25 protein-coding genes, 1 pseudogene and 1 riboswitch are annotated in these 24,662 nt (G+C 72.0%); of the genes and pseudogenes, 11 read left to right on the forward strand and 15 right to left on the reverse strand.

Annotated features, from left to right (window positions below; all coding sequences use genetic code 11):
• Window positions 1–601 precede the first annotated feature (601 nt).
• Window positions 602–1,254 (forward strand): annotated as a pseudogene (locus tag AB0D48_RS33210) (Uma2 family endonuclease).
• 10 nt (window positions 1,255–1,264) lie between these two features.
• On the opposite strand, the gene AB0D48_RS33215 reads toward AB0D48_RS33210, so the two are convergent.
• A complete protein-coding gene (locus tag AB0D48_RS33215) occupies window positions 1,265–2,701 on the reverse strand; it encodes an MFS transporter (RefSeq protein ID WP_362405571.1) in 1,437 nt (478 codons plus the stop codon).
• Between the two features lie 141 nt (window positions 2,702–2,842).
• Here AB0D48_RS33215 and AB0D48_RS33220 point away from each other — a divergent pair, with 141 nt between their 5' ends.
• Window positions 2,843–3,664 (forward strand): helix-turn-helix transcriptional regulator, encoded by an 822-nt coding sequence (locus AB0D48_RS33220; RefSeq protein ID WP_362405672.1) that lies wholly within the window; start codon window positions 2,843–2,845, stop codon window positions 3,662–3,664.
• Window positions 3,665–3,694: 30 nt separating this feature from the next.
• Here AB0D48_RS33220 and AB0D48_RS33225 read toward each other — a convergent pair whose 3' ends face one another.
• Window positions 3,695–4,069 carry a VOC family protein gene (locus AB0D48_RS33225; RefSeq protein WP_362405573.1) on the reverse strand — a complete coding sequence of 125 codons (375 nt, stop codon included), beginning with the start codon at window positions 4,067–4,069 and terminating at the stop codon, window positions 3,695–3,697.
• Between the two features lie 75 nt (window positions 4,070–4,144).
• On the opposite strand from AB0D48_RS33225, the gene AB0D48_RS33230 reads away from it, so the two are divergent.
• Complete coding sequence (locus AB0D48_RS33230; protein ID WP_362405575.1) at window positions 4,145–4,876, forward strand: hotdog fold domain-containing protein; 732 nt, start codon at window positions 4,145–4,147, stop codon at window positions 4,874–4,876.
• Here the strand turns inward: AB0D48_RS33230 and AB0D48_RS33235 are convergent.
• Both AB0D48_RS33235 and AB0D48_RS33240 read right to left on the reverse strand, forming a co-directional pair.
• Window positions 4,854–5,093, reverse strand: coding sequence for a DUF397 domain-containing protein (locus AB0D48_RS33235; RefSeq protein ID WP_362405578.1), 240 nt, complete (start codon window positions 5,091–5,093; stop codon window positions 4,854–4,856). The genes AB0D48_RS33230 and AB0D48_RS33235 overlap by 23 nt on opposite strands.
• Complete coding sequence (locus AB0D48_RS33240) at window positions 5,090–5,920, reverse strand: helix-turn-helix transcriptional regulator (protein ID WP_362405581.1); 831 nt, start codon at window positions 5,918–5,920, stop codon at window positions 5,090–5,092. Before AB0D48_RS33240 ends, AB0D48_RS33235 begins: the two co-directional genes overlap by 4 nt.
• A gap of 82 nt (window positions 5,921–6,002) precedes the next feature.
• On the opposite strand from AB0D48_RS33240, the gene AB0D48_RS33245 reads away from it, so the two are divergent.
• The 4 genes from AB0D48_RS33245 (at window position 6,003) to AB0D48_RS33260 (ending at window position 8,057) form a co-directional block, all read left to right on the forward strand.
• Window positions 6,003–6,407, forward strand: a complete 405-nt coding sequence (locus AB0D48_RS33245; protein WP_362405584.1) for a hypothetical protein — start codon at window positions 6,003–6,005, stop codon at window positions 6,405–6,407.
• A 70-nt stretch (window positions 6,408–6,477) separates the two neighbouring features.
• Window positions 6,478–6,882 carry a hypothetical protein gene (locus AB0D48_RS33250; RefSeq protein ID WP_362405587.1) on the forward strand — a complete coding sequence of 135 codons (405 nt, stop codon included), beginning with the start codon at window positions 6,478–6,480 and terminating at the stop codon, window positions 6,880–6,882.
• Between the two features lie 3 nt (window positions 6,883–6,885).
• The gene (locus tag AB0D48_RS33255) at window positions 6,886–7,311 is read left to right on the forward strand and encodes a DCC1-like thiol-disulfide oxidoreductase family protein (RefSeq protein WP_362405590.1); all 426 of its coding nucleotides are present in this window, start codon (window positions 6,886–6,888) and stop codon (window positions 7,309–7,311) included.
• Window positions 7,312–7,322: 11 nt separating this feature from the next.
• A complete protein-coding gene (locus tag AB0D48_RS33260) occupies window positions 7,323–8,057 on the forward strand; it encodes a TetR family transcriptional regulator (RefSeq protein WP_362405593.1) in 735 nt (244 codons plus the stop codon).
• Window positions 8,058–8,156: 99 nt separating this feature from the next.
• Here AB0D48_RS33260 and AB0D48_RS33265 read toward each other — a convergent pair whose 3' ends face one another.
• From AB0D48_RS33265 to AB0D48_RS33275, 3 genes are all read right to left on the reverse strand, one after another.
• The gene (locus tag AB0D48_RS33265; protein WP_362405596.1) at window positions 8,157–9,713 is read right to left on the reverse strand and encodes an ABC transporter substrate-binding protein; all 1,557 of its coding nucleotides are present in this window, start codon (window positions 9,711–9,713) and stop codon (window positions 8,157–8,159) included.
• Window positions 9,714–9,835: 122 nt separating this feature from the next.
• Complete coding sequence (locus AB0D48_RS33270) at window positions 9,836–11,191, reverse strand: metallophosphoesterase (RefSeq protein ID WP_362405599.1); 1,356 nt, start codon at window positions 11,189–11,191, stop codon at window positions 9,836–9,838.
• Window positions 11,188–11,448, reverse strand: coding sequence for a hypothetical protein (locus tag AB0D48_RS33275; protein ID WP_362405602.1), 261 nt, complete (start codon window positions 11,446–11,448; stop codon window positions 11,188–11,190). Before AB0D48_RS33275 ends, AB0D48_RS33270 begins: the two co-directional genes overlap by 4 nt.
• On the opposite strand from AB0D48_RS33275, the gene AB0D48_RS33280 reads away from it, so the two are divergent.
• Window positions 11,387–12,817 (forward strand): D-alanyl-D-alanine carboxypeptidase, encoded by a 1,431-nt coding sequence (locus tag AB0D48_RS33280; protein ID WP_362405605.1) that lies wholly within the window; start codon window positions 11,387–11,389, stop codon window positions 12,815–12,817. The two genes, AB0D48_RS33275 and AB0D48_RS33280, sit on opposite strands and share 62 nt — an antisense overlap.
• Window positions 12,818–12,867: 50 nt before the next feature.
• Here the strand turns inward: AB0D48_RS33280 and AB0D48_RS33285 are convergent, their stop codons facing one another.
• From AB0D48_RS33285 to glyA, 4 genes are all read right to left on the reverse strand, one after another.
• On the reverse strand, window positions 12,868–13,779 hold the full coding sequence (locus AB0D48_RS33285; RefSeq protein ID WP_362405608.1) for a YihY/virulence factor BrkB family protein: 912 nt from the start codon (window positions 13,777–13,779) through the stop codon (window positions 12,868–12,870).
• Between the two features lie 166 nt (window positions 13,780–13,945).
• Window positions 13,946–14,533 carry a 2'-5' RNA ligase family protein gene (locus AB0D48_RS33290; RefSeq protein ID WP_362405611.1) on the reverse strand — a complete coding sequence of 196 codons (588 nt, stop codon included), beginning with the start codon at window positions 14,531–14,533 and terminating at the stop codon, window positions 13,946–13,948.
• Between the two features lie 95 nt (window positions 14,534–14,628).
• Window positions 14,629–15,642: a tryptophan--tRNA ligase gene (trpS, locus tag AB0D48_RS33295; protein WP_362405614.1), complete on the reverse strand. Its 1,014-nt coding sequence runs from the start codon at window positions 15,640–15,642 to the stop codon at window positions 14,629–14,631.
• Window positions 15,643–16,148: 506 nt separating this feature from the next.
• On the reverse strand, window positions 16,149–17,432 hold the full coding sequence (gene glyA / locus AB0D48_RS33300) for a serine hydroxymethyltransferase (protein ID WP_362405617.1): 1,284 nt from the start codon (window positions 17,430–17,432) through the stop codon (window positions 16,149–16,151).
• 34 nt (window positions 17,433–17,466) lie between these two features.
• A riboswitch (ZMP/ZTP riboswitch) is annotated at window positions 17,467–17,557 on the reverse strand.
• A 109-nt stretch (window positions 17,558–17,666) separates the two neighbouring features.
• On the opposite strand from glyA, the gene rocD reads away from it, so the two are divergent.
• Complete coding sequence (gene rocD, locus AB0D48_RS33305; protein ID WP_362405620.1) at window positions 17,667–18,869, forward strand: ornithine--oxo-acid transaminase; 1,203 nt, start codon at window positions 17,667–17,669, stop codon at window positions 18,867–18,869.
• Here rocD and AB0D48_RS33310 read toward each other — a convergent pair.
• Window positions 18,866–20,080 carry a glutathionylspermidine synthase family protein gene (locus tag AB0D48_RS33310; RefSeq protein ID WP_362405623.1) on the reverse strand — a complete coding sequence of 405 codons (1,215 nt, stop codon included), beginning with the start codon at window positions 20,078–20,080 and terminating at the stop codon, window positions 18,866–18,868. The two genes, rocD and AB0D48_RS33310, sit on opposite strands and share 4 nt — an antisense overlap.
• A gap of 6 nt (window positions 20,081–20,086) precedes the next feature.
• Complete coding sequence (locus tag AB0D48_RS33315) at window positions 20,087–20,407, reverse strand: hypothetical protein (protein WP_362405626.1); 321 nt, start codon at window positions 20,405–20,407, stop codon at window positions 20,087–20,089.
• Between the two features lie 111 nt (window positions 20,408–20,518).
• Here AB0D48_RS33315 and AB0D48_RS33320 point away from each other — a divergent pair, with 111 nt between their 5' ends.
• Window positions 20,519–21,364, forward strand: a complete 846-nt coding sequence (locus AB0D48_RS33320) for a DMT family transporter (RefSeq protein WP_362405675.1) — start codon at window positions 20,519–20,521, stop codon at window positions 21,362–21,364.
• 14 nt (window positions 21,365–21,378) lie between these two features.
• On the opposite strand, the gene AB0D48_RS33325 is transcribed toward AB0D48_RS33320, so the two are convergent.
• Window positions 21,379–22,776: a PLP-dependent aminotransferase family protein gene (locus tag AB0D48_RS33325; protein WP_362405629.1), complete on the reverse strand. Its 1,398-nt coding sequence runs from the start codon at window positions 22,774–22,776 to the stop codon at window positions 21,379–21,381.
• Between the two features lie 47 nt (window positions 22,777–22,823).
• Between AB0D48_RS33325 and AB0D48_RS33330 the strand changes: the two genes are divergently transcribed.
• Complete coding sequence (locus AB0D48_RS33330; protein ID WP_362405632.1) at window positions 22,824–23,309, forward strand: carboxymuconolactone decarboxylase family protein; 486 nt, start codon at window positions 22,824–22,826, stop codon at window positions 23,307–23,309.
• A gap of 32 nt (window positions 23,310–23,341) precedes the next feature.
• Here the strand turns inward: AB0D48_RS33330 and AB0D48_RS33335 are convergent, their stop codons facing one another.
• A complete protein-coding gene (locus tag AB0D48_RS33335; RefSeq protein WP_362405635.1) occupies window positions 23,342–24,661 on the reverse strand; it encodes a hypothetical protein in 1,320 nt (439 codons plus the stop codon).
• Between the last annotated feature and the right edge of the window lies 1 nt (window position 24,662).

The raw sequence follows: 24,662 nt of genomic DNA on the forward strand, positions 1-24,662 counted from the left end.
TGTGGCTGCCGCCGTTCGGAGCCTCCGAGCCGCGTTCGTGGTGCCGGGTGTGTGGCTGCGCCGTCCGAAGTCCCGCCCCGCGTCCCTGATGCCGCTCCCCCGAAGCCTCACCCCGCGTCTCTGATGCCGCCCCGCCGAGGTCCCGCCCCCGAAGCCTCGCCCCGCGTCTCATGCGGCTCCGCTCTGCTCCCGCCCCACCAAAGCCCCGCCCCGCGTCCCTGATGCGGCTCCGCCGAGGTCCCGCCCCCGAAGCCTCACCCCGCGTCTCTGATGCCCAATCAGCGGCCCCCGCCCCACCGAAGCCCCCGCCCGCCGACCAGCCGCCGAGTGAGTGGCTCCCGCCGCCCCGAAGCCCCCGACCAGCATCCCTGACACGCCCCGCTCAGACCCCGCCCCCGAAGCCCCCGCCCGCCACCTGGGCGCCCCTGGGCTGCGCCAGGGGCGCCGAGCTCGGGCGCCCTGCTCGCTGGAGCGCCCTGCGGGCATCACAGACCTGCTGCTGGAGCTCCTCCACCCGATCCGGTGAAGAGTGCGCTTACGAGACGCACGCGTACCACGGTCCTACGATGACGCTCTCGCCCCAGCCCACGGGAGGCCCGGAATGTCCACAGCACCCGTCGAGCACCCTGAGTACGCCCCGAGGAGAAGCCGCTGAGCCTCCTCGAAGAGGCCGACGTGCTCATGGAGCGGAACCCCGGCCACCGCGTCGAGATCATCGGAGGCATCCTCACCCTGACGCCGCCCCCGGACCTCCCGCACGCACGAGTCCTGACCGACCTCATGCTGCCGTTCCTGAGCGCCGGCCTGCACGGGCCGGAGTCTCACGTCGTGCAGGGCCTCGGCCTGTGGCTGCCCGACGGTCCCGAGGACTACGCGATCCCCGACCTGTCCGTCGTCGACGCCGACATCGGCGACCACTTGATCGAGTTCAACTGCTACGACCCGATGGCATTCCGTCTGGTTCTGGAAGTGACCTCGTCGAACTACAACAACGACCTGCGTGCCAAAGCCGTCGCCTGTGCCCAGGCCGAGATCCCGGTCTACGTCATCGTCAACCGCCAGCACCAGCGCGTACACGTTCTGACCGACTCCGCCGAGGGGCAGTACGCCAGCCACCGCATCCTCGCCGCAGGCGAGCTCGCCACCCTCCCCGACTCCCTCGGCGCCAAGGTCACCCGCGACGTGGACGAGCTGCTGTCGGCGGGCCGGCCACAGCCCCGGACGAAGGCCGAGCCGCCCGCCCCGGAAGCCTAGGCCCGCCCGCTCAGGCCTTCTCCCGGCGGCCCCGGCCCCGGCCCAGGCCCACCGCCACCAGGAGCGCCGCCCCGAGGACGAGCGCCGCGTCGGCCGCCAGGACCGTCCGGACCCCGTCGAAGAGCGAGGCCTGGGTGGTGGCCAGGACGCCGAGCAGCGGGATGCCGATCGTGAGGCCGACCTGCTGGGTGGTGGTGACCAGGCCGGTCGCCAGGCCCTGCTCCTCGTCGGGCACGCCGCTCGTCACGACCAGTCCGTACGAGATGATCGCGCCGAGGTGGCACATGCTGGCCAGCGAGACGGCCACGGTCGCGAGCAGCGCGCCGGAGTCCGTTCCCACGGCCAGCAGCGCGACTCCGAACGCCCCCTGGCCGAGCAGCGATCCGACCAGCACCCTGTGCGCGCCGAAGCGACCGATGAGCCTCGGGGCGTACGAGCCGGCGAAGACGGACGCGACGCCCTGGACGCCGAACACCAGGCCCGTCCGGAAGGACGACAGCGCCAGCGTCTCCTGGAGGTAGAGGGTCAGTACGAAGATGACCGTCGACATCATCGAGAACGTCACCAGCCCGGCGACGTTGCCCCACGCGACCGTACGCCGCTTCAGCATCGGCAGCGACACCAGCGGCGCCGCGGCCTTCGACTCCACCACCACGAACGCGGCGAGCAGGCCGATCCCGACGACCAGCGTGCCCCACACGTCCACGTCGCCGAAGCCCCGCTGGGCCGCCGTCGACAGGGCGTAGATCAGCGCGAGCAGACCGCCGGTGACGGTGACCGCCCCGGGCACGTCCAGCCGCGGCCGCTCGGGCGTACGGGACTCCGGCAGCAGCCCGGGAGCGAGGGCCAGGACGCCCAAGGAGGCGACCGTGAGCAGGCCCATCGTGGAGCGCCAGCCCAGGGTGTCGGTCATGACACCGCCGAGCACCATGCCGATGGTGAAGCCGAGGGACAGCAGGGTCCCGGAGATGCCGAGTGCCTTGTCGCGCAGCGGCCCCTCGGGGAAGGTCGTGGTGAGCAGGGACATCCCGGTCGGCACGATGACCGCCGCGCCCAGGCCTTGCAGGGCGCGCCCGGTCAGGAAGGACGCCGGGTCCCAGGCGAGGGTCGCGAGCAGCGAGGCGACGCCGAAGAGCACGAGGCCGGTCAGGAACAGCTTCTTGCGGCCGTAGAGGTCGGCGATCCGGCCGAAGAGGAGCAGGAAGCCGCCGGACGGCAGCGCGAACGCGGTGACCGCCCACTGGAGCGCGGACCGGCTCAGCCCGAGGTCCTTGCCGAGCACCGGCAGGGCCACGTTCAGTACGGAGAAGTCGAGCGCCACCATGAACTGGGCGGCGCAGAGCACGAAGAGGACCAGCTTGGCCCGGTTGGAGAGCCGGGCGTCCTCGGGGTTCGCGGGGGCCGCCGTGTGCGGCCCGGTGGTTGTCGTCTGTGTGTCGATCGCCATGGCCACCACCCTCGCGGCCCGGGAATGTCCGTGCAGAGAGGGAACTTATCCTGTTGGCGGCACCACCAGGCAGCCTGACAGGGGGACTTCGTGGCGACGGGGATCGACGAGCACCGGCGGACCGAACTGCGGGAGTTCCTCATGAGCAGACGGGCCCGCATCACCCCGACCGAGGCCGGCCTGCCGGACGGCGGGGCCCGCCGCCGCACGCCGGGCCTGCGCCGGGAGGAGGTCGCGGTCCTCGCCGGGGTCGGGGTCTCCTGGTACCAGTGGCTGGAGCAGGGCCGCGACATCACGGTGTCCTCGCAGGTCCTGGACTCGGTGGGCCGCGTACTGAAGCTCACCAGCGCCGAACGCCGGCACCTGTACGTTCTCGCCGGGCTCAATCCGCCCGCCCTGGAGGTCGCCCCGGCCGACCGGGACATGTGCCAGGGCCTGAAGCGGCTGATCGACGCGTGGATGCCGTTCCCCGCGCACATCATGGACGCGTATTGGAACACGGTGCTGTACAACGACGCGGCCGCGCTGGTGTTCGGAATGCGTCCGGAGATCGTGCAGAACTGCCTGATCGCCTTCTTCACCGACCCCATCTACCGGGCCCGCTCCCCGCACTGGGAAGAGGTCGCCCGCAACGTGGTGGCCCAGTTCCGGGCGGCCTGCTCGGACCGCCCGGAGGACGAGGGGTTCCGTGCGGTGGTCGAGGAGGCGCGGGAGCTCAGCCCCGAGTTCGCCGAGCTGTGGGAGCGCCGGGACGTCGAGCCCGGCGGCCAGCTCCGGAAGCGGATGGAGCATCCGGTCGTCGGCACGCTGTACGTGGAGTCGACGCAGCTGCGCGTGCCGGCCCGACCCGACCTGGCGATCGTGCTCCACACCCCGATTCCGGGCACCGAGACGGCGGAGAAGCTGGAGTGGCTGACGTCGCCGGAGGGCCGGCGCGGGTCGATGTACCCCGTCGCCGGCTAGGGCCTGTCCGCCCGGAGCTCGGCCCCTACGTCACTTCGCGCGCTCGGCGGCGCTCCGCTCGACGCAGAACTCGTTGCCCTCGGGGTCCGCGAGGGTCACCCAGCCGGTGCCGTCGGCCCTGCGGTGGTCGCCGACGACGGTGGCGCCCAGGGCGACGATGCGCTCCACCTCCTCGTCGCGCGTCCGGTCCTGCGGCTGCAGGTCCACGTGGACGCGGTTCTTGACGGTCTTGGCGTCGGGCACGGTCACGAAGAGCAGGGCCGTGCCGGGCGCCGTGACCAGCGCTTCGGGATCGCCGGGGAAGTCGTCGTCGGCGAGCTTGCCGTCGAGGACGTCGGCCCAGAACCGCCCCAGGCCGTAGGCGTCGGAGCAGTCGATCGTGATGTGTCGTATCAGAGAGGTCATCTGGGGACTATCGGCGAGCCCCGCAGTCTCTGTCCAGCGAGTTCGGGCGGGCGGGGACTGTGATGGAGTGAGGGCATGAGCGACTTCGAGACGATCACGGTTCCGGACCACCTCTGCGGCTATCCGGGGGTGGCCTTCGGCGGCTACGTGGCGGGCCTGCTCGCCGGGCGGGCGACGGCGAAGACGGTACGGGTGGACTTCAGGCGGCCTGCGCCGACCGGCGAGCCGGTGCGGCTGGCCGAGGTGGCGGGCGGGGGCGCCGAACTGACCGCCGGTGAGCTGCTGCTGGCCGCCGCGACACCCGCCGAGCTGGACACGGAAGTGCCGGACGCGCCCTCCTGGGCGGTGGCCTCGGCAGCGGCCGACGCCTACCGGGCGGCCCCGCCCGACGGGTCGACCGACTGCTTCGGCTGCGGCCTGGACCGTACGCCCGCCACCGGACTGCGCCTGCACTGCGGTCCGGTGCCGGACGCGGGGATGGTCGCCACCGCCTGGACCCCGGACGCCGGACTCGGTGGTCCGGACGGCCTGTTGCCTCCCGAGCTGGAGTGGGGCGCGCTGGACTGCCCGGGGAACGCGGCCGGACGCCTGCTCGATGAACGCCCGGCGGGCGCCGTCACGGCTTCGCTGTCCGCGCGGCTGCTGCGGCCGGTACCCCTCGGCTCGGGCCTGGTCTCGTACTCCTGGATGCTCGGGTCCGAGGGCCGCAAGTACCGGGTGGGTACGGCCCTGGCCACGGCGACGGGCGACCTCTGCGCGTACGCGGAGGCCCTGTGGGTGGAACCTAGGCCGACGCCTGCGCCGTGAAGGCGGCCCAGGCCGCCGGGGTGACGGTGAGGGCGGGGCGGGTGGTGTCCTTGGAGTCGCGGACGTGGACGGCGGAGGGGCAGGTGGCGACTTCGACGCACTCGCCGCCGGTCCCATCGCTGTAGGTCGACTTGTGCCAGGCAAGGGCCACTTCGACGCACTGGCCGCCGGAGCCATCGCTGTAACTGCTCTTGAACCACGCCAGTTCGGTGTTCATCGCTCTCCTAGCAGTTGTTCGATCCGCTCCGCCGAAGCCTTAGGGCTCAGCGCCACTGCTCGAATGTTCGCATGCCGCTGGATCATCTCGCTGACCACTTCCCGGGCGGAGATCACCCAGCTCTGGAGCTGGCCTTCGACGTAGCCGAGCATGCGGTGCTCCGGGGTCTCCGCGATGGTCATCGGTCCCGGCGCACCGACGTGCTCCTCGCACTCCAGCGGGACCAGCTGGATCGACACGTGCGGCAAACGCCCGCACTCCAACAGGTGTTGGAGCTGCTCACGCCACACCGCCTCCCCACCGATCCGGCGCCGCAGAAAGGACTCCTCCAGAACGAAGCACAGCACCGGGGGCGGATCCCGATGCAGCAGCACCTGGCGGCCGATCCGAACCTCCAGTCGGTGCTCGATCTCGGCTGCGTTGACTGGCGGCCAGTGGTCTTCGAAGACCTGCCGGGCGTAGGCAGGCGTCTGGAGCAGGCCGTTCACGATGTGGGTGTCGTACACCCACAAGCTCACCGCCTTCGCCTCGATCGGCGCGAAGTCCCGGAACTGCGGCGCGTACCGCCCCTCCTCCTCCAGGTACGGGAGCACCGCCTTCAGCAGCCCGTCACCGGCGAGCAGTTCGTCCACGCGTTCGACCATCCCCGCGTCCATCGCCCGGTCACCCCGCTCGAACGCCCCGATCGCCGACGACGAGAAGTTCGTATGGCCGCCCAGCTCCTGCCGAGAGACCCCGCGCTTCTCCCGCAGCGTTCGCATCTGCGCGCCGAGCCCCCGCCGCAGCGGTGACGGGAGGGGTTCACTGGGGTTCACAGCGTCGGACACCGGCGTCACAGCCCTTCACACATTGCCGTCCGTGACGGCTCGACCACTGTCAGGCTAGAGGCCGGGGCGTCAGCCTTGCCCCATGAACGAGGAAATCCCCCACGGCGACTGGGCCCCTGACTGGGTACCGGACGCCGGTTTCCAACTCCGTCTCGCCGGGGTCCACTTCGACGCCCTGCGCATCCAGGGCCAGCTCGGCGAGGAGACCGCCCAGGAGCTGTGCCGGCTCACCGACTACGACGCCGGGCCGATCGTCTACGAGCTCAACGGCTACCGGTGGATGTACTTCCTGCTCCCGCCCGGCACCGCGCGGGAGCACAGCTGGCCCTCGTACACGCAGCGGTACACCTCGCGCACCCGCTACGCGAGCGCCTACGTCGGCGTGCCCGCGCTGTACGGGACGACTTGGCCGCTCGCGTGGCGGTCGGTGCCGACGCGGACGGCGCCCTTCGTGGATCCGGGGACACTGGAGAAGGCATTCGCTTGAACCTGTTCAAAAAAGCCCCTACAGTCATCCCTGTCAGCAGTATTGAACGCGTTCAAGGGGGCTGAGGGCAATGGACCTCACCGTGGTCACGTACGTCATATACCTGCTCATCAGCATCGGGCTCACCGTCTGGGTGGCCCGTACGCTCAGCCGCAACGGCCGCGTCTTCATCGGCGACGTCCTCCAGGGGAACGAGAAGCTCGCCGACGCCGTGAACCAGCTGCTCGTGGTCGGCTTCTACCTCGTGAACATCGGCTTCGTGGCCCTCTACCTGCGGTCGGGCGAGGACATAGTCGAGGCCCGCGACCTCTTCGAGGCGCTCTCGGTCAAGCTCGGCGTCGTGCTGCTGGTCCTCGGTGTCATGCACCTCGGCAACGTCTGGGTCCTCAACAAGATGCGCCGCCGCGGAATCATGGAGCGCCAGCAGACGCCGCCCGTCGCCCCTCAGGGGTGGACCGCGCCGGCCGGGGCCTGACCGATGGCACCCGGGTGGCCGGTCCGCGGGCTGACCGTCCTGTACGACGCGAACTGCCCGCTCTGCGTACACATCCGCCACTGGCTCATGGGGCAGCGCCGGCTGGTCCCGCTCGCACTGGTCCCCGCCGCGTCGTACGAGGCGCGGCGGCGGTTCCCGCGGCTCGACCACGCGTCCACTCTGAAGGAGATCACCGTCATCGGGGACTCCGGGCAGGTGTGGACCGGAACGGACGCCTTCATCGTGTGCCTGTGGGCACTGGCCGAGCACCGGCCGAGGGCCAACTGGCTGGCCACGCCAGCCGGGCGGCCGTTCGCCCGGGCGGCCATGTACACGGCCTCCAAGTGGCGTCAGGCGGTGCGGACCGAGGGGGATCCGCAGGACCTGGAGGAAGCGGCCTGTGACGACCACTGCTCCGTCCCCCGATAGGCTCGTGCACCGTGACTGATCAGAAGGCTCCCAAGAGCGAGCAGACCCGCACGCTCATCCTCGAAACCGCGCTCCGTCTCTTCCAGGAGCGCGGCTTCGACAAGACGACGATGCGGGGTATCGCGAAGGAGGCCGGTGTCTCGGTCGGCAACGCCTATTACTACTTCGAATCGAAGGAACACCTGGTCCAGGGGTTCTACGACCGGATCGGCGCCGCTCACCAGGCGGCGGTCCGGCCCATCCTGGACAGCGAGACCGATCTGCAGAAGCGGCTCGCGGGCGTGCTGACGAGCTGGATGGACATCGCGGCCCCGTATCACGAGTTCGCCTCCCAGTTCTTCAAGAACGCGGCGGACCCCGAAAGTCCGCTCAGCCCGTTCTCTCCGGAGTCGGAGGACGCGCGGCAGGCTGCCATCGACATCCACCGCGAGGTGCTGGCGGGGGCGAAGACCAAGGTGCCGGCCGAGCTGGCCGACGTACTGCCGGAGCTGATGTGGCTCTCGCAGATGGGTCTGGTCCTGTACTGGGTCTTCGACCGCTCGCCGAACAGCGAGAAGACCCGGCGGCTCGCGGAGCGCGGTGCGCAGCTGACCACGCGGGGCATCGTGCTGGCCCGGTTCAAGGTGCTGCGGCCGTTGGTGCGCGAGGTGCACGAGCTGTTCTCGGACTTCCTGCCCGGCATGGCGCAGACGGCCACGGCGGGTGCCCGCAAGCGGGCTTCGGACCCGGATCCGGACCCCGCGTAGGGTCCGGACCCGCGGAGGCGCGGACCCGCGCAGGCCCGGACCCGTGGAGGCCCGGACCCGTGGAGGCCCGGACCCGTGGAGGCCCGGACCCGTGGAGGCCTACAGCCAGTTGAGTTCCCACAGGCGCCAGACGCCCGTCCCGTCCGACAGGTACTGGGCGCCGGTGACGGCGTCCCGGGACATCACGTAGTCCTTCTTCTGCCAGATCGGCACCATCGGGACCTGCTGGGAGACCATCTTCTGGAGCTCGCGGAAGTCGGCGGCCGCCTCGCCGCGCTCCGAGTGGGACTGGGTGCGGGCGATCAGGTCGTCGACGGCCTTGTCGGAGAAGCCGTTGTTCATGGACGAGTCGGCACCGACGAGCGGGGCGAGGAAGTTGTCCGCGTCCGGGAAGTCGGCGATCCAGCCGATGGTGTAGGCGTCGAACTCGCCCGCCGCGTAAGCCTTCTGGAAGTCGACCCACTTCTCCACGGGCTTGATCTTCAGCTGGAAGAGGCCGGTCGACTCCAGCTGCCGCTTGAGCTCGTCGGCCTCGGCGAGGTTCGCGCCGCGCGCGTTGACCCCGACGGTGAGGGAGACGGGGGCGGCGATCCCGGCGTCCTTGAACAGCTTCTTCGCCACCGTGCCGTCGGGCGTCGGGTAGGAGTCGAAGAACGGGGTGCTGTGGGCGGCGATGCCCGCCGGGACCAGGGAGTACAGCGGGGTGACGGTGCCCGAGTAGATCCCGGTCGCCACCTTGGCGCGGTCGAGCACGGCGGCCACGGCCTGGCGGACGGCGACCGGGGCGGCGGTGGAGCCGGGGCGGACGTTGAAGACCATGGAGCGGATCTCGGTGCCGCCGGAGGCCTGGTAGCGGGTGTCCTTCATGCCCGGGTTGAGGGCGGCGAGCACGGCCGGCGGCATCTCTCGGTGGGCGACGTCGACCTGGCGGTCCCTCCAGGCCTTGTCGAGCTCCGCGGAATCCTTGAAGTACCGGATGGTGACGGGCGCGTGGGCGGGCTTGGCCTGGCCCTTGTACGCGGCGTTGGGCTTCAGGTCGATGCTCGTGCCGGCCTTGTACGCGCCGAGCGTGTACGGGCCGGAGCCGTCGACCTTGGAGTCCTCGCGCAGCGACTTCGCCGGGTACTTGTCCTTGTCGACGATCGAGGCGGCGCCCGTCGCGATCTTGAAGGGGAAGGTGGCGTCGCGGGCGGAGAGGTTGAACGTGACCGTGCGGCCCTCCGCCTTGACCGACTCCAGGGTGTTGAAGAGGGGGGCCGGGCCCTGGTCGGAGTTGATGGCCTTGATGCGGTCGAAGGAGTGCTTGACGTCCTCGGCGGTGATCGCGCGGCCGTTGGAGAACGTCGCGTCGGGGCGGAGCTCGCACCGGTAGGTGGTGAGCTTCTGGCCGATGAAGTCGCAGGAGGACGCGGCGTCCGGCACGGGGGTGTCGGAGCCGGACTTGATGGTCAGCAGCGACTGGTAGACGTTGCTGAACAGGGCCCAGGAGCCCGCGTCGTACGCCCCCGCGGGGTCGAGGGAGGAGACGACGTCGCTGGTCCCGACGCGGATGGCCCCGCCGCCGCCCTTGGAGAGGGGCAGCAGCTGCCAGGTCCCGACGCCGGCCACGCCGAGGACCAGCCCGACCACGATGATCTTCGAGCGGACAGACCGCATCCCGTGAACCCCACCCCATGTACCGCCGACAGCGACGTGCCGTCCGAATACCGGTCATCCCATCACGGAATTTCGGCCTCCGGAAGGCTGATTCCCAGCGGTTCGTCGCCGCTTCGCGGGGGTCAGGCCTGATATGAGGCGAGTTCGACGACAGTGATGTCGGACGGTGCCCCCACCCGGACCGGCGGCCCCCAGGCGCCCGCTCCGCGGGACACGTAGAGCTGGGTGTCGCCGTAGCGCTCCAGGCCGGCGACGGTGGGGTTGGCGAGCTCGGCGAGGTAGTTGCCGGGCCAGAGCTGGCCGCCGTGGGTGTGGCCGGAGAGCTGGAGGTCGACGCCGTGCCGGACGGCGTCGTGGATGACGACGGGCTGGTGGGCGAGGAGGACGGCGGTACGGGAACGGTCCCGGTCGCCGAGTGCCGCCCGGAAATCGGGGCCGTGGCCCTCGCTCTCGCCCGCGATGTCGTTCACGCCGGCGAGGTCGAAGTACGGGAGCGGGCGGCGGGCGTTCTCCAGCGGGGTGAGGCCGAGCTCACGGACGTGGTCCACCCATTGCTGGGCTCCGGAGAAGTACTCGTGGTTCCCGGTCACGAAGTACGCGCCGTGGCGGGCGCTGAGCCGGCGCAGCGGCTCGGCGGCGGGCCCGAGGTCGTGGACGTTGCCGTCGACGAGGTCGCCGACGACGGCGATGAGGTCGGGCTGGGTGCGGTTGACCGTGTCGACGATGCGCTGGGTGTGGGCGCGGCCGAGGACCGGGCCGAGGTGGACGTCGCTGACGACGGCGATCCGGAAGCCGTGCGCGGCGCGCGGCAGCTTGGCCAGGGGGACCTGGACCCGGCGGACGCCGGGACCGCGCAGGACGCCGTAGGCGCCGTTGGCCACCGTCCCGACGGCCACGGCGGCGGCCGCTCCGCCGATCGCTCGCGCGACGAACCTGCGGCGGGTCAGGTCCAGGACCGGTGCCGGATCACCGGGGCTGGGGCTGGGGCTGGTACCGGTGCCGGGGGCCTGGGGGGCTTTGCCCGGTCCCGCCGCTTCCCGCACCTGGGGCTCCGCCCCGGACCCCGTACGGGCGCTTCCCGCCCGCGCCCCGAGCGGTGGCGGGGACGCTTCGGCCCGGCCCTGCGCGGGGCCCCGGTCCTCCCCGGAGGGGATCCGATGGGCCAGACGGCGGAGCAGCAGCGCGCGGAGCGGCTCCGCGAGCAGCATCGTCAGGGTCAGGTACAGGAGCACCGCGAGCCAGAGGAACCCCGGCCAGGCCACCGCCTGCTGGAGGCGGAACGGGGCTCCGGCGCGGCCCGTGGTCAGCGCGGCCACGGAGAGGAGGGGCAGGGCGATGGTGAGGGCCGTGCCGATGCGGCGGGCCGGACCGCCGGGGGCGGTGGTGTCACGGACCAGACGGATCCAGAGCCACCGGTGGACCAGGACGAGCAGCGCGAGGACCGCGAGTGCGACCAGCGCGAAGAGGGCGGTTCTCATGCGTTGGAGCCGGTACGTGATTCACGCCGCAGGGCCCGGACCCCACGCAACCCGATCACACCGACGGCCGTCCCCAGGAGGAAGGACGTCACCGCGAGTGTCAGGTGCACCCAGAAATAGGTCGTGGGGTCGCCCGCCTCATCGAACGCCTGGCCACTGCCGTTCTTCCACAGGTTCCGGACGAAAGACACCCAGATGAACCAGCTCCACACTCCGAAGGCGAGCAGGAACCAGGAGGCGGTACGGCTGAGTTTCATGCCCCCAGTATCGGATTCGTCCCCGGGACGGACGCGCCGGGGTGGGCTGTCCCAGCGGTCGTTTCGCCGCATTGGCCGGTCAGCGACGGTATCCAGCCCATCGGGAGGTACTTTCACCTGCGTGTCTGTAAAGAAGACCGCGCTGACGGTCCTTTCCGCCGCGCTGCTGGTCCCCGCCATGCTCGTGGCCCCCGCGCACGCCGCGCCGAACCCGCCCGCGCCGCCGGCCGACGGGAAGGCTCCGAACGCTCCGGCGGCGCCCGCGCCCCCCGCGTCGATGTCCACGGTCGGTGGATCCCTGCTCGGCCAGCCGGGGACCCAGGTGAACCTGCTGCCGGGTGCGCCCGCCCTGCCCACGAACCTCACGGGCCGGTCGTGGATCGTGGCGGACGCGGAGTCCGGCGAGGTCCTGGCCGCGCACAACGCGCACTGGCGGCTGCCCCCGGCCTCCACCATGAAGATGCTCTTCGCGGACACGGTGCTGCCGGGCCTCCCCAAGAGCCAGGTCCACAAGGTCACCGACACGGACATGGACGGCGTCGGGCAGGGCAGCAGCCTGGTCGGGGTCAAGGAGGACCTCGAGTACAGCGTCCACGACCTGTGGCTGGGGGTGTTCCTGCGGTCGGGGAACGACGCCGTGCACGTGCTTTCGGCCATGAACGGCGGCATCGAGAAGACCGTCAAGGACATGCAGGCCCACGCCGAGGAACTGCAGGCCCTGGACACCCATGTGATCTCGCCCGACGGGTACGACGCCCCGGAGCAGGTGTCGAGCGCGTACGACCTCACCCTCATCGCCCGCTCCGGGCTGCAGAAGCAGGACTTCCGGGAGTACTGCGGCACGGTCTCGGCGAAGTTCCCCGGCAAGCAGGAGGCCGGGAAGCCGCGCGAGTACTTCGAGATCCAGAACACCAACCGGCTGATGACGGGCGCCGGCGGCATCTCCCCGTACAAGGGCATCGCCGGGGTGAAGAACGGCAACACCACGATGGCGGGCTCCACCTTCACCGGCGCCGCGCAGCAGGGCAAGCGGAAGCTGCTGGTCACGGTGATGAACCCGGGCGCGGGCGGCATCAACTCGGTGTACGAGGAGACCGCCCGGCTCTTCGACTGGGGGTTCGCGGCGGCCGGGAAGGTCAAGCCGGTGGGTGAGCTGGTGCCGCCGAAGAGCGCGGACACCCGCCCCCACGGCTCGCCCGCCCAGTCCCACGAGAACAACGCGGCGGCGGCCGGTGCCGGCGCGGGCGGCGGCTTCGGCACCGCGCTCGGTGTCGTGGGCGGCGCGCTGGCGGTCCTGGCGGGCGGCGCCCTCGTGGTCAACCGCCGCTGGCCCCGCGGCCGCCGGGGGCGGGACGAGGACCTGGTGTAGGCCCGGGCCGGGCCCGAACAGGCCCGCTCCGGCACCGGCGAGACACCCCCCTAGGCGCGGGCCGGTGTGGGGGCGGAACCGGCCTCCGGGTCCTCCTTGCCGTCGCCGTCCGTGTCGTCGCGGGTCGCCGTCCAGGACGAGACGAAGAGCAGCAGCTTCGCCGTGAAGTTGATCCAGAGCAGCAGGGCGATCGGCACGCCGAAGGCTCCGTACATGCTCTTCGTCGCGACCTCCCGCATGTAGCCGCTGAGCAGGAGCTTCAGCAGCTCGAAGCCCGCCGCGCCGATGAGGGCCGCCTGGATCAGGCGGGCGCGGGGCGGTTCGACGCCGGGGAGCAGGGTCAGGACGTACAGCAGGATCAGGAACGCGGCGACGACGCCGACGAGGAAGGCGCCGAGGCGCAGCAGCACGCCGCCCGCGCCCTCGCGCGGGATGTGCAGCCACTCGGCGGACTTCCCGACGGCGCTGGCGCCGAGGATCGAGGCGGCGGCCGAGGCCAGGGCCGCGCCGCCGAGGCCGAGGAGCACCAGCCCGTCCTTGCCCTTGCGGACGAACGGGTTCCCCTCGTCCTCGTCGTCCTTCTCCCACACCGCGCGCAGACACTCCCGCATCGAGCCCACCCAGCCGATGCCGGTGAAGAGCAGCAGGGCGGCCGCGACGAGGCCGACCGTGCCCGCGTTCGCGACGAGCGCGTCGAGGTCGAGCTGGTCGGAGATGCCGGGGACCTGTTCGGCGAGGCTCCGCTGGAGCCGGTCGATCTGCCCCTGGCTGAGGAGCGCCACGCCGACGGCGGCGGCCACGGTGATCAGTGGAAAGAGCGCGAGGAAGCTGATGAAGGTGATCGCCGCGGCGAGCCTGGCCCAGTGGACGCGATCGAGGCGTTCGTACGAGCGCCACACGTGCGTGCGCATCAGACGCAGCACCAGCGGGCCGATCACCGGGAGTTTCGTCAGCCAGTCCATGGGGTCACCGTAATTGAACTGCCGGAAATAGCCGAGATTGTCGCTTTCGGGCACTACGGTCGTCGATTGTGACTTTTCGCGAAGTGCCCCGGACGGACCGTCCGTTCCACACCCTGGTCCTGCGCAGGCTCAGGTTCCGCACCCACCAGGCCCTGCGGCCCCTCCGTCAGGAACGGCGGCGTACGGTCTCGTCCGTCGGTGAGCCCAGCTGCGCCGGGACCCCCGTCGGACCCGTCCCGAAAGGGTATTCGTGCAGCTTGCGCCAGACCCCGTCCGAGCCCTGCTCGTAGAGCGCGAAGCCCTCGCAGACCCACTCGGCGGCGTACTCGGCGAGGGCGGTGAACGCCAGGTCCATCGCCTCCTCGGAGATCCCGTGGGCGACGGTCACGTGGGGGTGGTACGGGAAGGCCAGCTCGCGGCTGAGCGGCCCGTCGGGGGCGCGGACCTCGCCCTGGAGGCGGGTGCAGCCCGCGGCGCCCTCGACGATCTGGACGAAGACGACCGGCGAGAGGGGACGGAAGGTTCCCGTCCCCGCCAGCCGCATCCGGAAGCCGCGGAAGGCCGCCGCGACCTCGGCCAGGTGGGCGCGGATCTCCGGCAGCCGGTCCGCCTCCACCTCGGTGGGCGGGACGAGGGTGACGTGCGTGGGGATGCCGTGCGCGGCGGCGTCCCCGAAGCCGGCGCGCAGCTCCTGGAGCTGGCTGCCGTACGGCTCCGGGACCGCGATCGAAACGCCGAGCGTTACGGTCCCCACGTATCTCTCCTCCGCTTGTCTGTATGGATGCTGCCGCCCCAGTGTGGCGGCAGCACCCCCGGTGTCGCCAGGGCCGTCTGTCGTTCGATCCCGCGTCAGTGCTTCGCGGGGAGGAAACCGAGGCGGTCGTACGTCTGCGCCAGGGTCTCGGCGGCGACCGCGCGGGCCTTCTCCGCGCCCTTGGCCAGGATGGAGTCCAGCGTCTCCGGGTCGTCCAGGTATTCCTGGGTGCGCTGCCTGAACGGTGTGACGAAATCGACCATCACGCCGGCCAGGTCGGTCTTCAGCGCGCCGTAGCCCTTGCCCTCGTACCTCGCCTCCAGGGCGGCGATCGTCTCGCCCGTGAGGGTGGAGTAGATCGTGAGCAGGTTGCTGACGCCGGGCTTCTTCTCGGAGTCGAAGCGGATCTCGGCCTCGGTGTCGGTGACCGCGCTCTTGATCTTCTTCTCGGTGACCTTGGGCTCGTCGAGGAGGTTGATCAGGCCCTTGGGGGACGACGCGGACTTCGACATCTTGATCGCCGGGTCCTGGAGGTCGTAGATCTTCGCGACCTCCTTGACGATGTGCGCGGCCGGGAGGGTGAAGGTCTGCCCGAAGCGCTGGTTGAAGCGCTCGGCCAGGTCGCGGGTCAGCTCGATGTGCTGGCGCTGGTCCTCGCCGACGGGGACCGAGTTCGCCTGGTAGAGCAGGATGTCGGCGACCTGGAGGATCGGGTACGTGAACAGTCCGACGGTGGCGTTGTTGACGCCGCCCTTGGCGGACTTGTCCTTGAACTGGGTCATCCGGCTGGCCTCGCCGAAGCCGGTGATGCAGTTCATGACCCAGCCGAGCTGCGCGTGCTCGGGCACGTGGCTCTGGATGAAGAGCGTGCAGCGCTCGGGGTCCAGGCCGGCGGCGAGCAGCTGCGCGGCGGAGAGCCGGGTGTTGGCGCGCAGTTCCTTCGGATCCTGCGGCATGGTGATCGCGTGCAGGTCGACGACCATGTAGAACGCGTCGTGCGTCTCCTGCAGGGCGACGTACTGGCGGATGGCTCCGAGGTAGTTCCCGAGGTGGAACGAACCGGAGGTGGGCTGGATGCCGGAGAGCGCGCGAGGACGATCAGAAGCCATGGCTTCATTCTCTCAGGTGCGGGGGCGGGCTCGGGCCCGCCGCTGGCCGGAACCTTCCGGGTCGCGGTCGTCCTTGCCGTGCCGTGCCCGGGTACCGGGCGGTAGCGGCCCGGCCGGATCTTGCCCCGGCCGAGCGACCGCTTTCCCCCGCCGCCGCGAGGCCGCGCCGCCGCGAGGCCGCGCCGCTGCGCGAGGCCCCGGGGCGCTGCCCGAACCCGCGCCTCAAACGCCGGCGGGGCTGGGTTCGGCTCCGGCCCGGACTCGGCGCCTTCGGTGCGGGTGCGCCCTCAAACGCCGGGCGGGCTGGGATTGCCCTGCGGGCATTCCAGCCCGGCCGGCGTTTTGAGGCGCGGGTCCGGGGGCCGGCCCCCGGCAGCGGCGCCGCAGCGGCGAGCCCCGCCCGGCACCCTCCAGCCCCGCCGGCGTTTGAGGCGCGGGGTGCGGGGCGGAGCCCCCTCTTTCGGCCACACCGGGGATCGGGGCGCGGGCGGAGCCCGGGGAGGCGGCTAGAGGGGGAGGCCCGGGGCCGGGAAGGCCGACATCAGGGTGGTGACCTCCGCCCGTACGGCGGCCAGCGCCGGCTCGTCGGACTTGGCGGCGGCGTCCACCGCACGCGAGATCCAGTCCGCCACCAGCGGCATGTGCTCCGTGGACAGGCCCCTCGACGTCAGCGAGGGGGTGCCGATCCGGATGCCCGACGGGTCGAACGGCTTGCGGGGGTCGAACGGGACCGTGTTGTAGTTCACCACGATCCCCGCCCGGTCAAGGGCCCTGGCAGCGACCTTGCCCGCGACCGCCTTGCCCGTCAGGTCGATCAGGATCAGGTGGTTGTCCGTACCGCCCGAGACCAGGTCGAAGCCCCGCTCCAGCAGCGCCGCCGCCAGCGCCTTCGCGTTGGCGACGACCGCGTGGGCGTACGAGACGAACGACGGCTGCGCCGCCTCGTGCAGCGCCACCGCGATGCCCGCCGTCGTCTGGTTGTGCGGCCCGCCCTGGAGGCCCGGGAACACGGCCTTGTCGATGGCCTTCGCGTGCTCCTCGCGGCACATCAGCATCGCGCCGCGCGGACCGCGCAGGGTCTTGTGGGTGGTCGTGGAGATCACGTCCACGTGCCCCGCCGGGGACGGGTGCGCCCCGCCCGCGATCAGGCCCGCGATGTGCGCCACGTCCGCGACGAGGACCGAGCCCGCCTCCTCGGCGATGGACGCGAAGGCCGCGAAGTCGATCGTGCGCGGCAGCGCGGTACCGCCGCAGAAGATCAGCTTGGGGCGTTCCGCCAAGGCCAGGTCGCGCACCGCGTCGTAGTCGATGAGCCCCGTGTCCGGGCGGACGCCGTACTGCACGCCCCGGAACCACGACCCGGTCGCCGAGACGCCCCAGCCGTGTGTCAGGTGCCCGCCCATCGGCAGGGCCATGCCCATCACCGTGTCACCCGGCTTCGCGAAGGCCAGGTAGACGGCCAGGTTCGCCGGGGAGCCGGAGTACGGCTGGACATTGGCGTGGTCCACGCCGAACAGGCCCTTGGCCCGCTCGACGGCCAGGGCCTCGACGCGGTCGATGTTCTGCTGGCCCTCGTAGTAGCGGCGGCCCGGGTAGCCCTCGCTGTACTTGTTCTGCAGCACCGTGCCGGAGGCTTCGAGGACGGCCGCGGACACGTAGTTCTCGCTCGGGATCAGGCGCAGGGTCTCCGCCTGGAGCACTTCCTCCGCCGCGACGAGGGACGCCAGTTCGGGGTCGGTCGCGGCAAGGGCGGGATGGACGAGAGGGGCGGGACGGTGGCTCGCGGACATGGCGGGCTCCTCCGGGGTCGATGTGATCGGTACCCCGCGAGGCCCAGGCGAGCGGCCCTGTGTGCGGTCGAGCGCGCACGACTCCCCCGGAGTTGGTTCTCCGTACGCCAGTCGCCGTGCGTGTTGCCCACCTTAGCGGGCGCGCCACAAGAAAGGTTTCTCCGTCCGCTCTGCGAGCGAGGATGGAAAGTGACGCCACCCTCGTCACCGGCCTGACGGACGATCGGAGACCCCGTGTCGACAACTGCTGATGCCATCCGCTCCGCCGAAGCGCACAGCGCGCACAACTACCATCCGCTGCCCGTGGTCGTCGCCACCGCGGAAGGCGCGTGGATGACCGACGTGGAGGGCCGCCGCTACCTGGACATGCTCGCCGGCTACTCGGCGCTCAACTTCGGGCACGGCAACCGCCGTCTGCTCGACGCCGCCCGCGCGCAGCTGGACCGGGTCACGCTCACCTCGCGCGCCTTCTTCCACGACCGCTTCGCCGATTTCTGTACCGAGCTCGCCGCACTGTGCGGAAAGGAGATGGTGCTGCCCATGAACACGGGCGCCGAGGCCGTGGAGACGGCCGTGAAGACCGCGCGCAAGTGGGGCTACGAGGTCAAGGGCGTCCCGGACGGCCACGCCAAGATCGTGGTCGCGGCGAACAACTTCCACGGCCGTACGACGACGATCGTCTCCTTCTCCACGGACCACGAGGCGCGCGACCACTACGGCCCGTACACCCCCGGCTTCGAGATCGTCCCGTACGGCGACCTGACCGCGCTGGACGCGGCGGTCACCGCACACACCGTCGCCGTGATGCTGGAGCCGATCCAGGGCGAGGCCGGGGTGCTGGTGCCGCCCGCCGGATATCTGAAGGGCGTACGGGAGCTGACGCGCGAGCGGAACGTCCTCTTCATGGCGGACGAGATCCAGTCGGGCCTGGGCCGCACCGGCAAGACCTTCGCGTGCGACCACGAGGGGGTCGTCCCCGACGTGTACATCCTCGGCAAGGCGCTCGGCGGCGGGGTGGTGCCGGTCTCGGCCGTCGTCGCCGACGGGGACGTGCTCGGGGTGTTCCGGCCGGGCGAGCACGGGTCCACCTTCGGCGGGAACCCGCTCGCGTGCGCCGTCGGCCTGGAGGTCGTGGCGATGCTCAGGACGGGCGAGTACCAGCAGCGCGCCACCGAGCTCGGCGACCATCTGCACCGGGAGCTGAACCTGCTGGTCGGCGGGGGCGCGGTGACCGCCGTACGCGGACGGGGGCTGTGGGCGGGCGTGGACATCGAGCCGTCGCGCGGGACCGGACGGGAGATCTCCGAGAAGCTGATGGAGCTCGGCGTCCTGGTGAAGGACACCCACGGGTCCACGATCCGGATCGCCCCGCCGCTGGTGATCAGCAAGGAGGACCTGGACTGGGGCCTGGACCAGCTCAGGTCCCTCCTCGCCTAGCTCTCCGGCTCGAGGATCACGTGGGGCAGGAAGCGGGCGTACTCGTCCGTGACCGGCCCCGCGGATTCGCGGATGCCGAGCCCCGCCGCCTCGTCCTCGACGACCCACGCGCCGAGCACCACCCGGTTGCCGTCGAAGTCGGGCAGCGGGGCCAGGGCCTGGAAGCAGTACCGCTCGCCCTCCTCCGGTGTGAACGGCTCGCCGGTGCCGTCCGCCGGGTGGAGGGTGACCCCGGCGCCCTCGCGGCCCAGCAGCGGCTTGGCCGCGTAGCCGTCGGCTCCGGGCTCCGCCAGCTCGCGCGGGCCGTCGAGGTAGGCGGGCAGCAGGTTCGGGTGCTCCGGGAAGAGCTCCCACAGGATCGCCAGCAGTGCCTTGTTGGACAGCAGCATCTTCCACAGCGGCTCGATCCAGCAGGTGGTGCCGGAGCCGCCGCCGTGGTCGTACGTGCCGAGGACCTGCGGGCCGAACTCATCGGTGGCCAGCCACTCCCATGGGTAGAGCTTGAAGCAGGAGCGGATGAAGCGGAGCTTCTCGTCCACGAACCGGCCGGACAGGCTGTCCCAGCCGATCTGCTCCACGGACAGGGCCTGGGTGTCCAGGCCGGCCTGCTCCGCGGTCTCCTGGAGGTAGGCGACCGTCATCAGGTCCTCGCCGAGCTCGTCGGTCTCGGAGTGCGCGAAGTGCAGCGGGCCGGGCGGGAGCAGCTCGGCCTGCCGGCGCCAGGCGTCGACGAGGCGCTCGTGGAGGGAGTTCCACTGGTCGGCGCCCGGGAAGCGCTCCTCCATCCAGAACCACTGCGGGCTGGCCGCCTCCACGAGGGAGGTGGGGGTGTCGGCGTTGTACTCCAGCATCTTGGCCGGGCTGCCGGTGCCGTCGTAGCGCAGGTCGAAGCGGCCGTACAGGGAGGGCTGTTCGGCCCGTCGGTGCCAGGACTCGGCGATGAGCGCGGCGAGCTCCGGGTCGGTGATGCCGAGGTCGGCGAAGCGGTCGTGCTCGACGATGTGCGCGGCCGCGGCCAGGCACATGGCGTGCAGTTCCTCGACGACGTTCTCCAGCGCCTCGACCTCGGGGAGGGAGAAGGAGTAGTACGCGCTCTCGTCCCAGTAGGGGCGCAGGGAGTCGTCGGGGTAGCGGGTGAGGGGGTAGATCAGCCCCTGTTCCTCGACGGTCTTCTGCCAGTCGGGGCGGGGCTCGATGGTGTGCCGCTTCACGGGTCCTCAGCCGCCGCTGGAGCCGGAGCTGCTGTGCCCGCCGATGCCGCCGCGGGTGACGGCGGACTTGTCGAAGCTGCCGCCGGAGACCTTGCCGTTGCGGACGGTGCCGCCGTAGTAGTACGTGCCCCGGCTGCTGTTGTTGCTGCCGCTGCTCTTGCAGTACTTGTCGTCCAGCTTGTCCAGCGTGTTCCGGTCGACGCAGCGCCGGTCCGGCTCGTTGCTGTTGCCGCAGGCCACGAGCGTGGCCGCGAGCAGGCCCATGCCGCCGAGGACGACGGCGCCGGAGCGCATCCGGCGCTTGTTGCTGCTACTGCTGCTGTCCATGTCTGCTGCTCCCCTGATGGCGTGCTCCCGACAGACTAGAGCGGGGGCCCGGACCGATGGAATCCGGCCGTCGTGAGATCTGTGACCTAGAGTCAGTTCGTGCTCATTGGGATGATTTGCGCGCTGGGTGCGGCTGTCTGCTTCGGCACGGCGTCCGTTCTGCAGGCCATGGCGTCGCGGGCCGTGGAGCCGGGGACGGGGTCCGGGGTGGACCCCGCGCTGATGATGCGGGCGGTCCGGCAGTGGCGATATCTGGCCGGTCTCGGCCTCGACGCGGTGGGCTTCGTGCTCCAGATCATCGCGCTGCGCCACATCCCGATCTACGCGGTGGCGGCCGCGATGGCCGCGAGCCTGGCCGTGACGGCGGTGGTCGCGGCGCGGCTGATGCGGGTGCGGCTGTCCCGGACGGAGTGGGGCGCGGTGGGGGTGGTGTGCGCGGGGCTGCTGATGCTGGGGCTGGCCTCCGGGGAGGAGGGCTCGGGACAGGGGTCGCTCGCCCTGAAGCTGTGGCTGCTGGCCGTGGCGGGGCTGGTGCTGCTGGTCGGGGCGGTGGCGGGCCGGCTCCCGGACGGGCCGCGGGCGCTGGTACTGGGTCTGGCGGCGGGGACGGGCTTCGGGGTGGTGGAGGTGGCGGTCCGGCTGATCGACGGCTTCTCCTCGGCCGAGCTGCGCAATCCCGCCCTGTACGCGCTGCTGCTGGGCGGTGGTGCGGCCTTCCTGCTGCTCACCTCGGCCCTCCAGCGCGGCTCGGTGACGGCGGCGACGGCCGGGCTGGTCCTCGGCGAGACGATCGGCCCGGCGGTGGTGGGCGTGGTCTGGCTCGGCGACCGCCCCCGCGAGGACCTGGCCTGGCTGGCGGTGACGGGCTTCGTGGTGGCGGTGGCCGGAGCCCTGGCGCTGGGCCGCTTCGGGGAGCCGCCGGAGCCGGAGCCGGAGCCTGCGTCCCCGGCGGCGTGACGGGCCCCGCGGTACTACGGGAGCGCCGCCGTCAGGGCCGCCAGGGTCGGGGTCCACGCGCTGTCCGGCGGGGTTCCGTAGCCGACCACCAGCGCGTCGCGCGGGGGGAGCGCCGCCCGCGGGTGGCGGAAGCCGGCCAGGCCCTCCAGGGCCAGGTCCTGCCAGGCCGCCGACTGGACCACCGCGCGCTCCGTCCCCGCCGGGAGGTCCAGCACCGCGTGGAGGCCCGCCGCGATCCCGGACACGCCGGCCACCCGGCCGGCCACCGCCGCCACCAGCTCGTCCCGTCGGCGCCGGTAGCGCAGGCGCATGCCGCGCACGTGGCGGTCGTACGCCCCGGACGTGATGAACTCGGCCAGCGTGAGCTGGTCCAGCGCGCCGGAGGTCCGGTCGCTCATGCCCTTGACGGCCAGGACCTCGTCCACCAGCCCCGGCGGGACCACCATCCAGCCCATGCGCAGCCCCGGCGCCAGCGACTTGCTGGCCGTACCGAGGTACACGACCCGGTCCGGGTCCAGCCCCTGCAGGGCTCCGACCGGCTGGCGGTCGTAGCGGAACTCGCCGTCGTAGTCGTCCTCCAGGATCAGCCCGCCGGTGGTGCGGGCCCAGTCGACCGCCGCCGCCCGGCGGGCCGGGGTCAGGGCCGCGCCCGTCGGGAACTGGTGCGCCGGGGTCAGGAGCACCGCCCCGGGCCCCGCGCCCAGTTCGTCCGTACGGGCCCCCTCCCCGTCCACGCCCAGCGGCGGCGTCCGCAGCCCGGCCGCCGTGAGCAGGTTCCGGTGGACGTCCAGGCCGTACCCCTCCACCGCCACCTCCCGTACCCGCCGCGCCCGCAGCACCCGTGCCAGCAACGTGAGCGCGTGCGCGAAGCCGCCGCACAGGACGATCCTGTCGGGGTCCGCGTACACCCCGCGCGCCCGTGCCAGGTACCCGGTCAGCGCCTCGCGCAGCTCGGGCCGGCCGCGGCCGTCGATCCCGTACCCGAAGGCCTCGTTCGGGGCGTCCGTCAGGGCCCGCCGGGCCGCCGACAGCCAGGCCGCCCGCGGGAAGGCGCCCAGGTCCGGGGAGCCCGGCCGCAGGCTGTACGCGGGCCCCTGGCGCGCGGGACGGCGTACGGGGGCGGCCGCAGCGGCCCGGCGCGGCCGGGCCCGTTCCGCGACCCGGGTGCCGGAGCCCTGGCGGGCCGTCAGCCAGCCTTCGGCGACGAGTTCGGCATAGGCCTCCGCGACGGTGTTGCGGGCGATCCCCAGGTCGATGGCGAAGGAGCGGGACGACGGCAGCCGGGTCCCGGGCGCCAGCCGCCCACTGCGCGCGGCCTCGCGCAGCGCCTCGACGAGCCCTGCGCGCAACCCGCGTCCGGCGGACAGGTCCAGATGCAGGTCGGCACCGAAAGTGGCCCAGGATTCCATCATGGATATGGACCATATCGGTGGGCCGCCCGCCTCTTACGGTTGATCACATGACGAACGCACACGAACACACGCCCCGTATGAACATGGCGAAGGCCGCCCCCGAGGTCTACAAGGCGGTCCTGGCCCTGGAGATCGCCGCCAAGAAGGGCCTGGACCCGGCCCTGGTCGAGCTCGTCAAGATCCGGGCCTCGCAGCTCAACCACTGCGCGTTCTGTCTGGACATGCACTCCAAGGACGCGATCGCGGCCGGCGAGAGCGTCGAGCGGATCGTGCAGCTCACCGCCTGGGAGGAGTCACGGCACTTCTACACCGAGAAGGAGCTCGCCGCGATCGAGTTCACCGAGGCGGTCACGGTGCTGACGGACGGCTTCGTGCCCGACGAGGTGTACGAGAAGGCCGCGAAGCACTTCGAGGAGCGCGAGCTGGCCCAGCTGATCGCCGTCATCTCGACGATCAACGTCTGGAACCGCATCGGCGTCACCACCCGCATGGTGCCGGGGCACTACACGCCCGGCATGTACAACAAGGGCTGATCGGCTGATCGACTGATCGGCCGATCGGCCGATCAGAGCGGGCGGAAGGACTGCACGGCCGCCATGAGGTGTGCACGGGTCGCCGGCTTGTCGGCGCTGGGGCCGGTGACCATGATCACCCACCGGCTGCGGTCGGCGGCGACGAGGAGCCGTTCGAAGGCGAGGCCGGGCGGGGCGGACGAGGCCGGATCGGCGTACTCGAAGACCAGCTCGCAGCCGGAACCGTCCACGGGATCCTGGGAGACCTGCCGGTAACCGGGCTTCGTTTCCAGCACCTTGGTGGAGTCGGCGAGGACCTCACAGGCCGTCATGGAGTCCTGGGTGGCTTTGAATATCTGCATCAGCGCGCTCTGGTCGCCCGACCGGTACACGGAGCCGACTCCCGGGTCGCTGCGGTCTGCCGTCCAGCCCGTGGGGACGGCGACCGAGAAGCCGGAGGCCGCTTCGCGCACCCACACGTAGCCGGAGGGCGGGGCGGTCGAGGTGGGAGTGGGGGTCGGGGCGGGCGTCGGGCTGGAGGTCGCGGTCCCCTTCGCCTCCTGGCCGCCGGGACCGGTGCCCGGGTCGCCCCGGCCCAGGTACAGCCACCCTGCCACGGCGGCCGCGCCGACCAGGGCCACACCGAGGGTCACCACCACCAGGGTCCGCCGGCGCCGCACGGGGGTCGGAGCCGCCGGAGCCTGAGCCGGTCGTCCCGGTGCCGAGGGCATGCCCGGCGCGTACGGCGAGGGCGGCGCGGGCGGCGAAGGCGGATACGACGGCCACTGCGCCGGCCCGGGCGCCGGACTCGGGACCGGGCCCGGCTGGACCCGGTCGGCGGGCTCGGCCCGCCCGTCCGACCCGGTCCGGCCACCCGGCTCGACCCGCCCGTCGGACCCGGTCTCTTCGCCCGGCTCGGCCCGCTCGGGCTGCCCGGTCCGCTCGGGCTGCCCGGTCCGCTCGCCAGGCTCGGCCCGCTCGGCCTGCCCGGCCCACTCGGGCTGCCCGGCCTGCTCGGTCCCGGCGACCCGCTCGGTTCGCTCGCCCGGCCCGGTCCGGCCGGCATGCTCGGTCCGCTCGCCCGGCTCGGTCCACCCGGCCTGACCGCCCGGCTCGGCCCGCCCGGCCTGCCCGGTCCACCCGACCTGCTCGGTCCCGGCGGCCTGCCCGGCCTGCCCGGCCTGCCCGGCCTGCTCCGCCTGCTCGCTCGGCTGCGTCCGCTCTCTCGACCGGGCCCGCACTCTCGGCCGGACCCGTTCTCTCCACCGGCCCCGTTCTCCCGGCTCGGCCGGCTCCGTCCGCTCGGCCGGCTCCGTCCGCTCCCACCGCTGCGACCGCGGATTCCAGCGGACGCCGCCCTCCCCCGTGGCCACG

The sequence above is a fragment of the Streptomyces sp. NPDC048269 genome (genome assembly GCF_040652395.1).
In the GTDB taxonomy this organism is placed as follows: domain Bacteria; phylum Actinomycetota; class Actinomycetes; order Streptomycetales; family Streptomycetaceae; genus Streptomyces.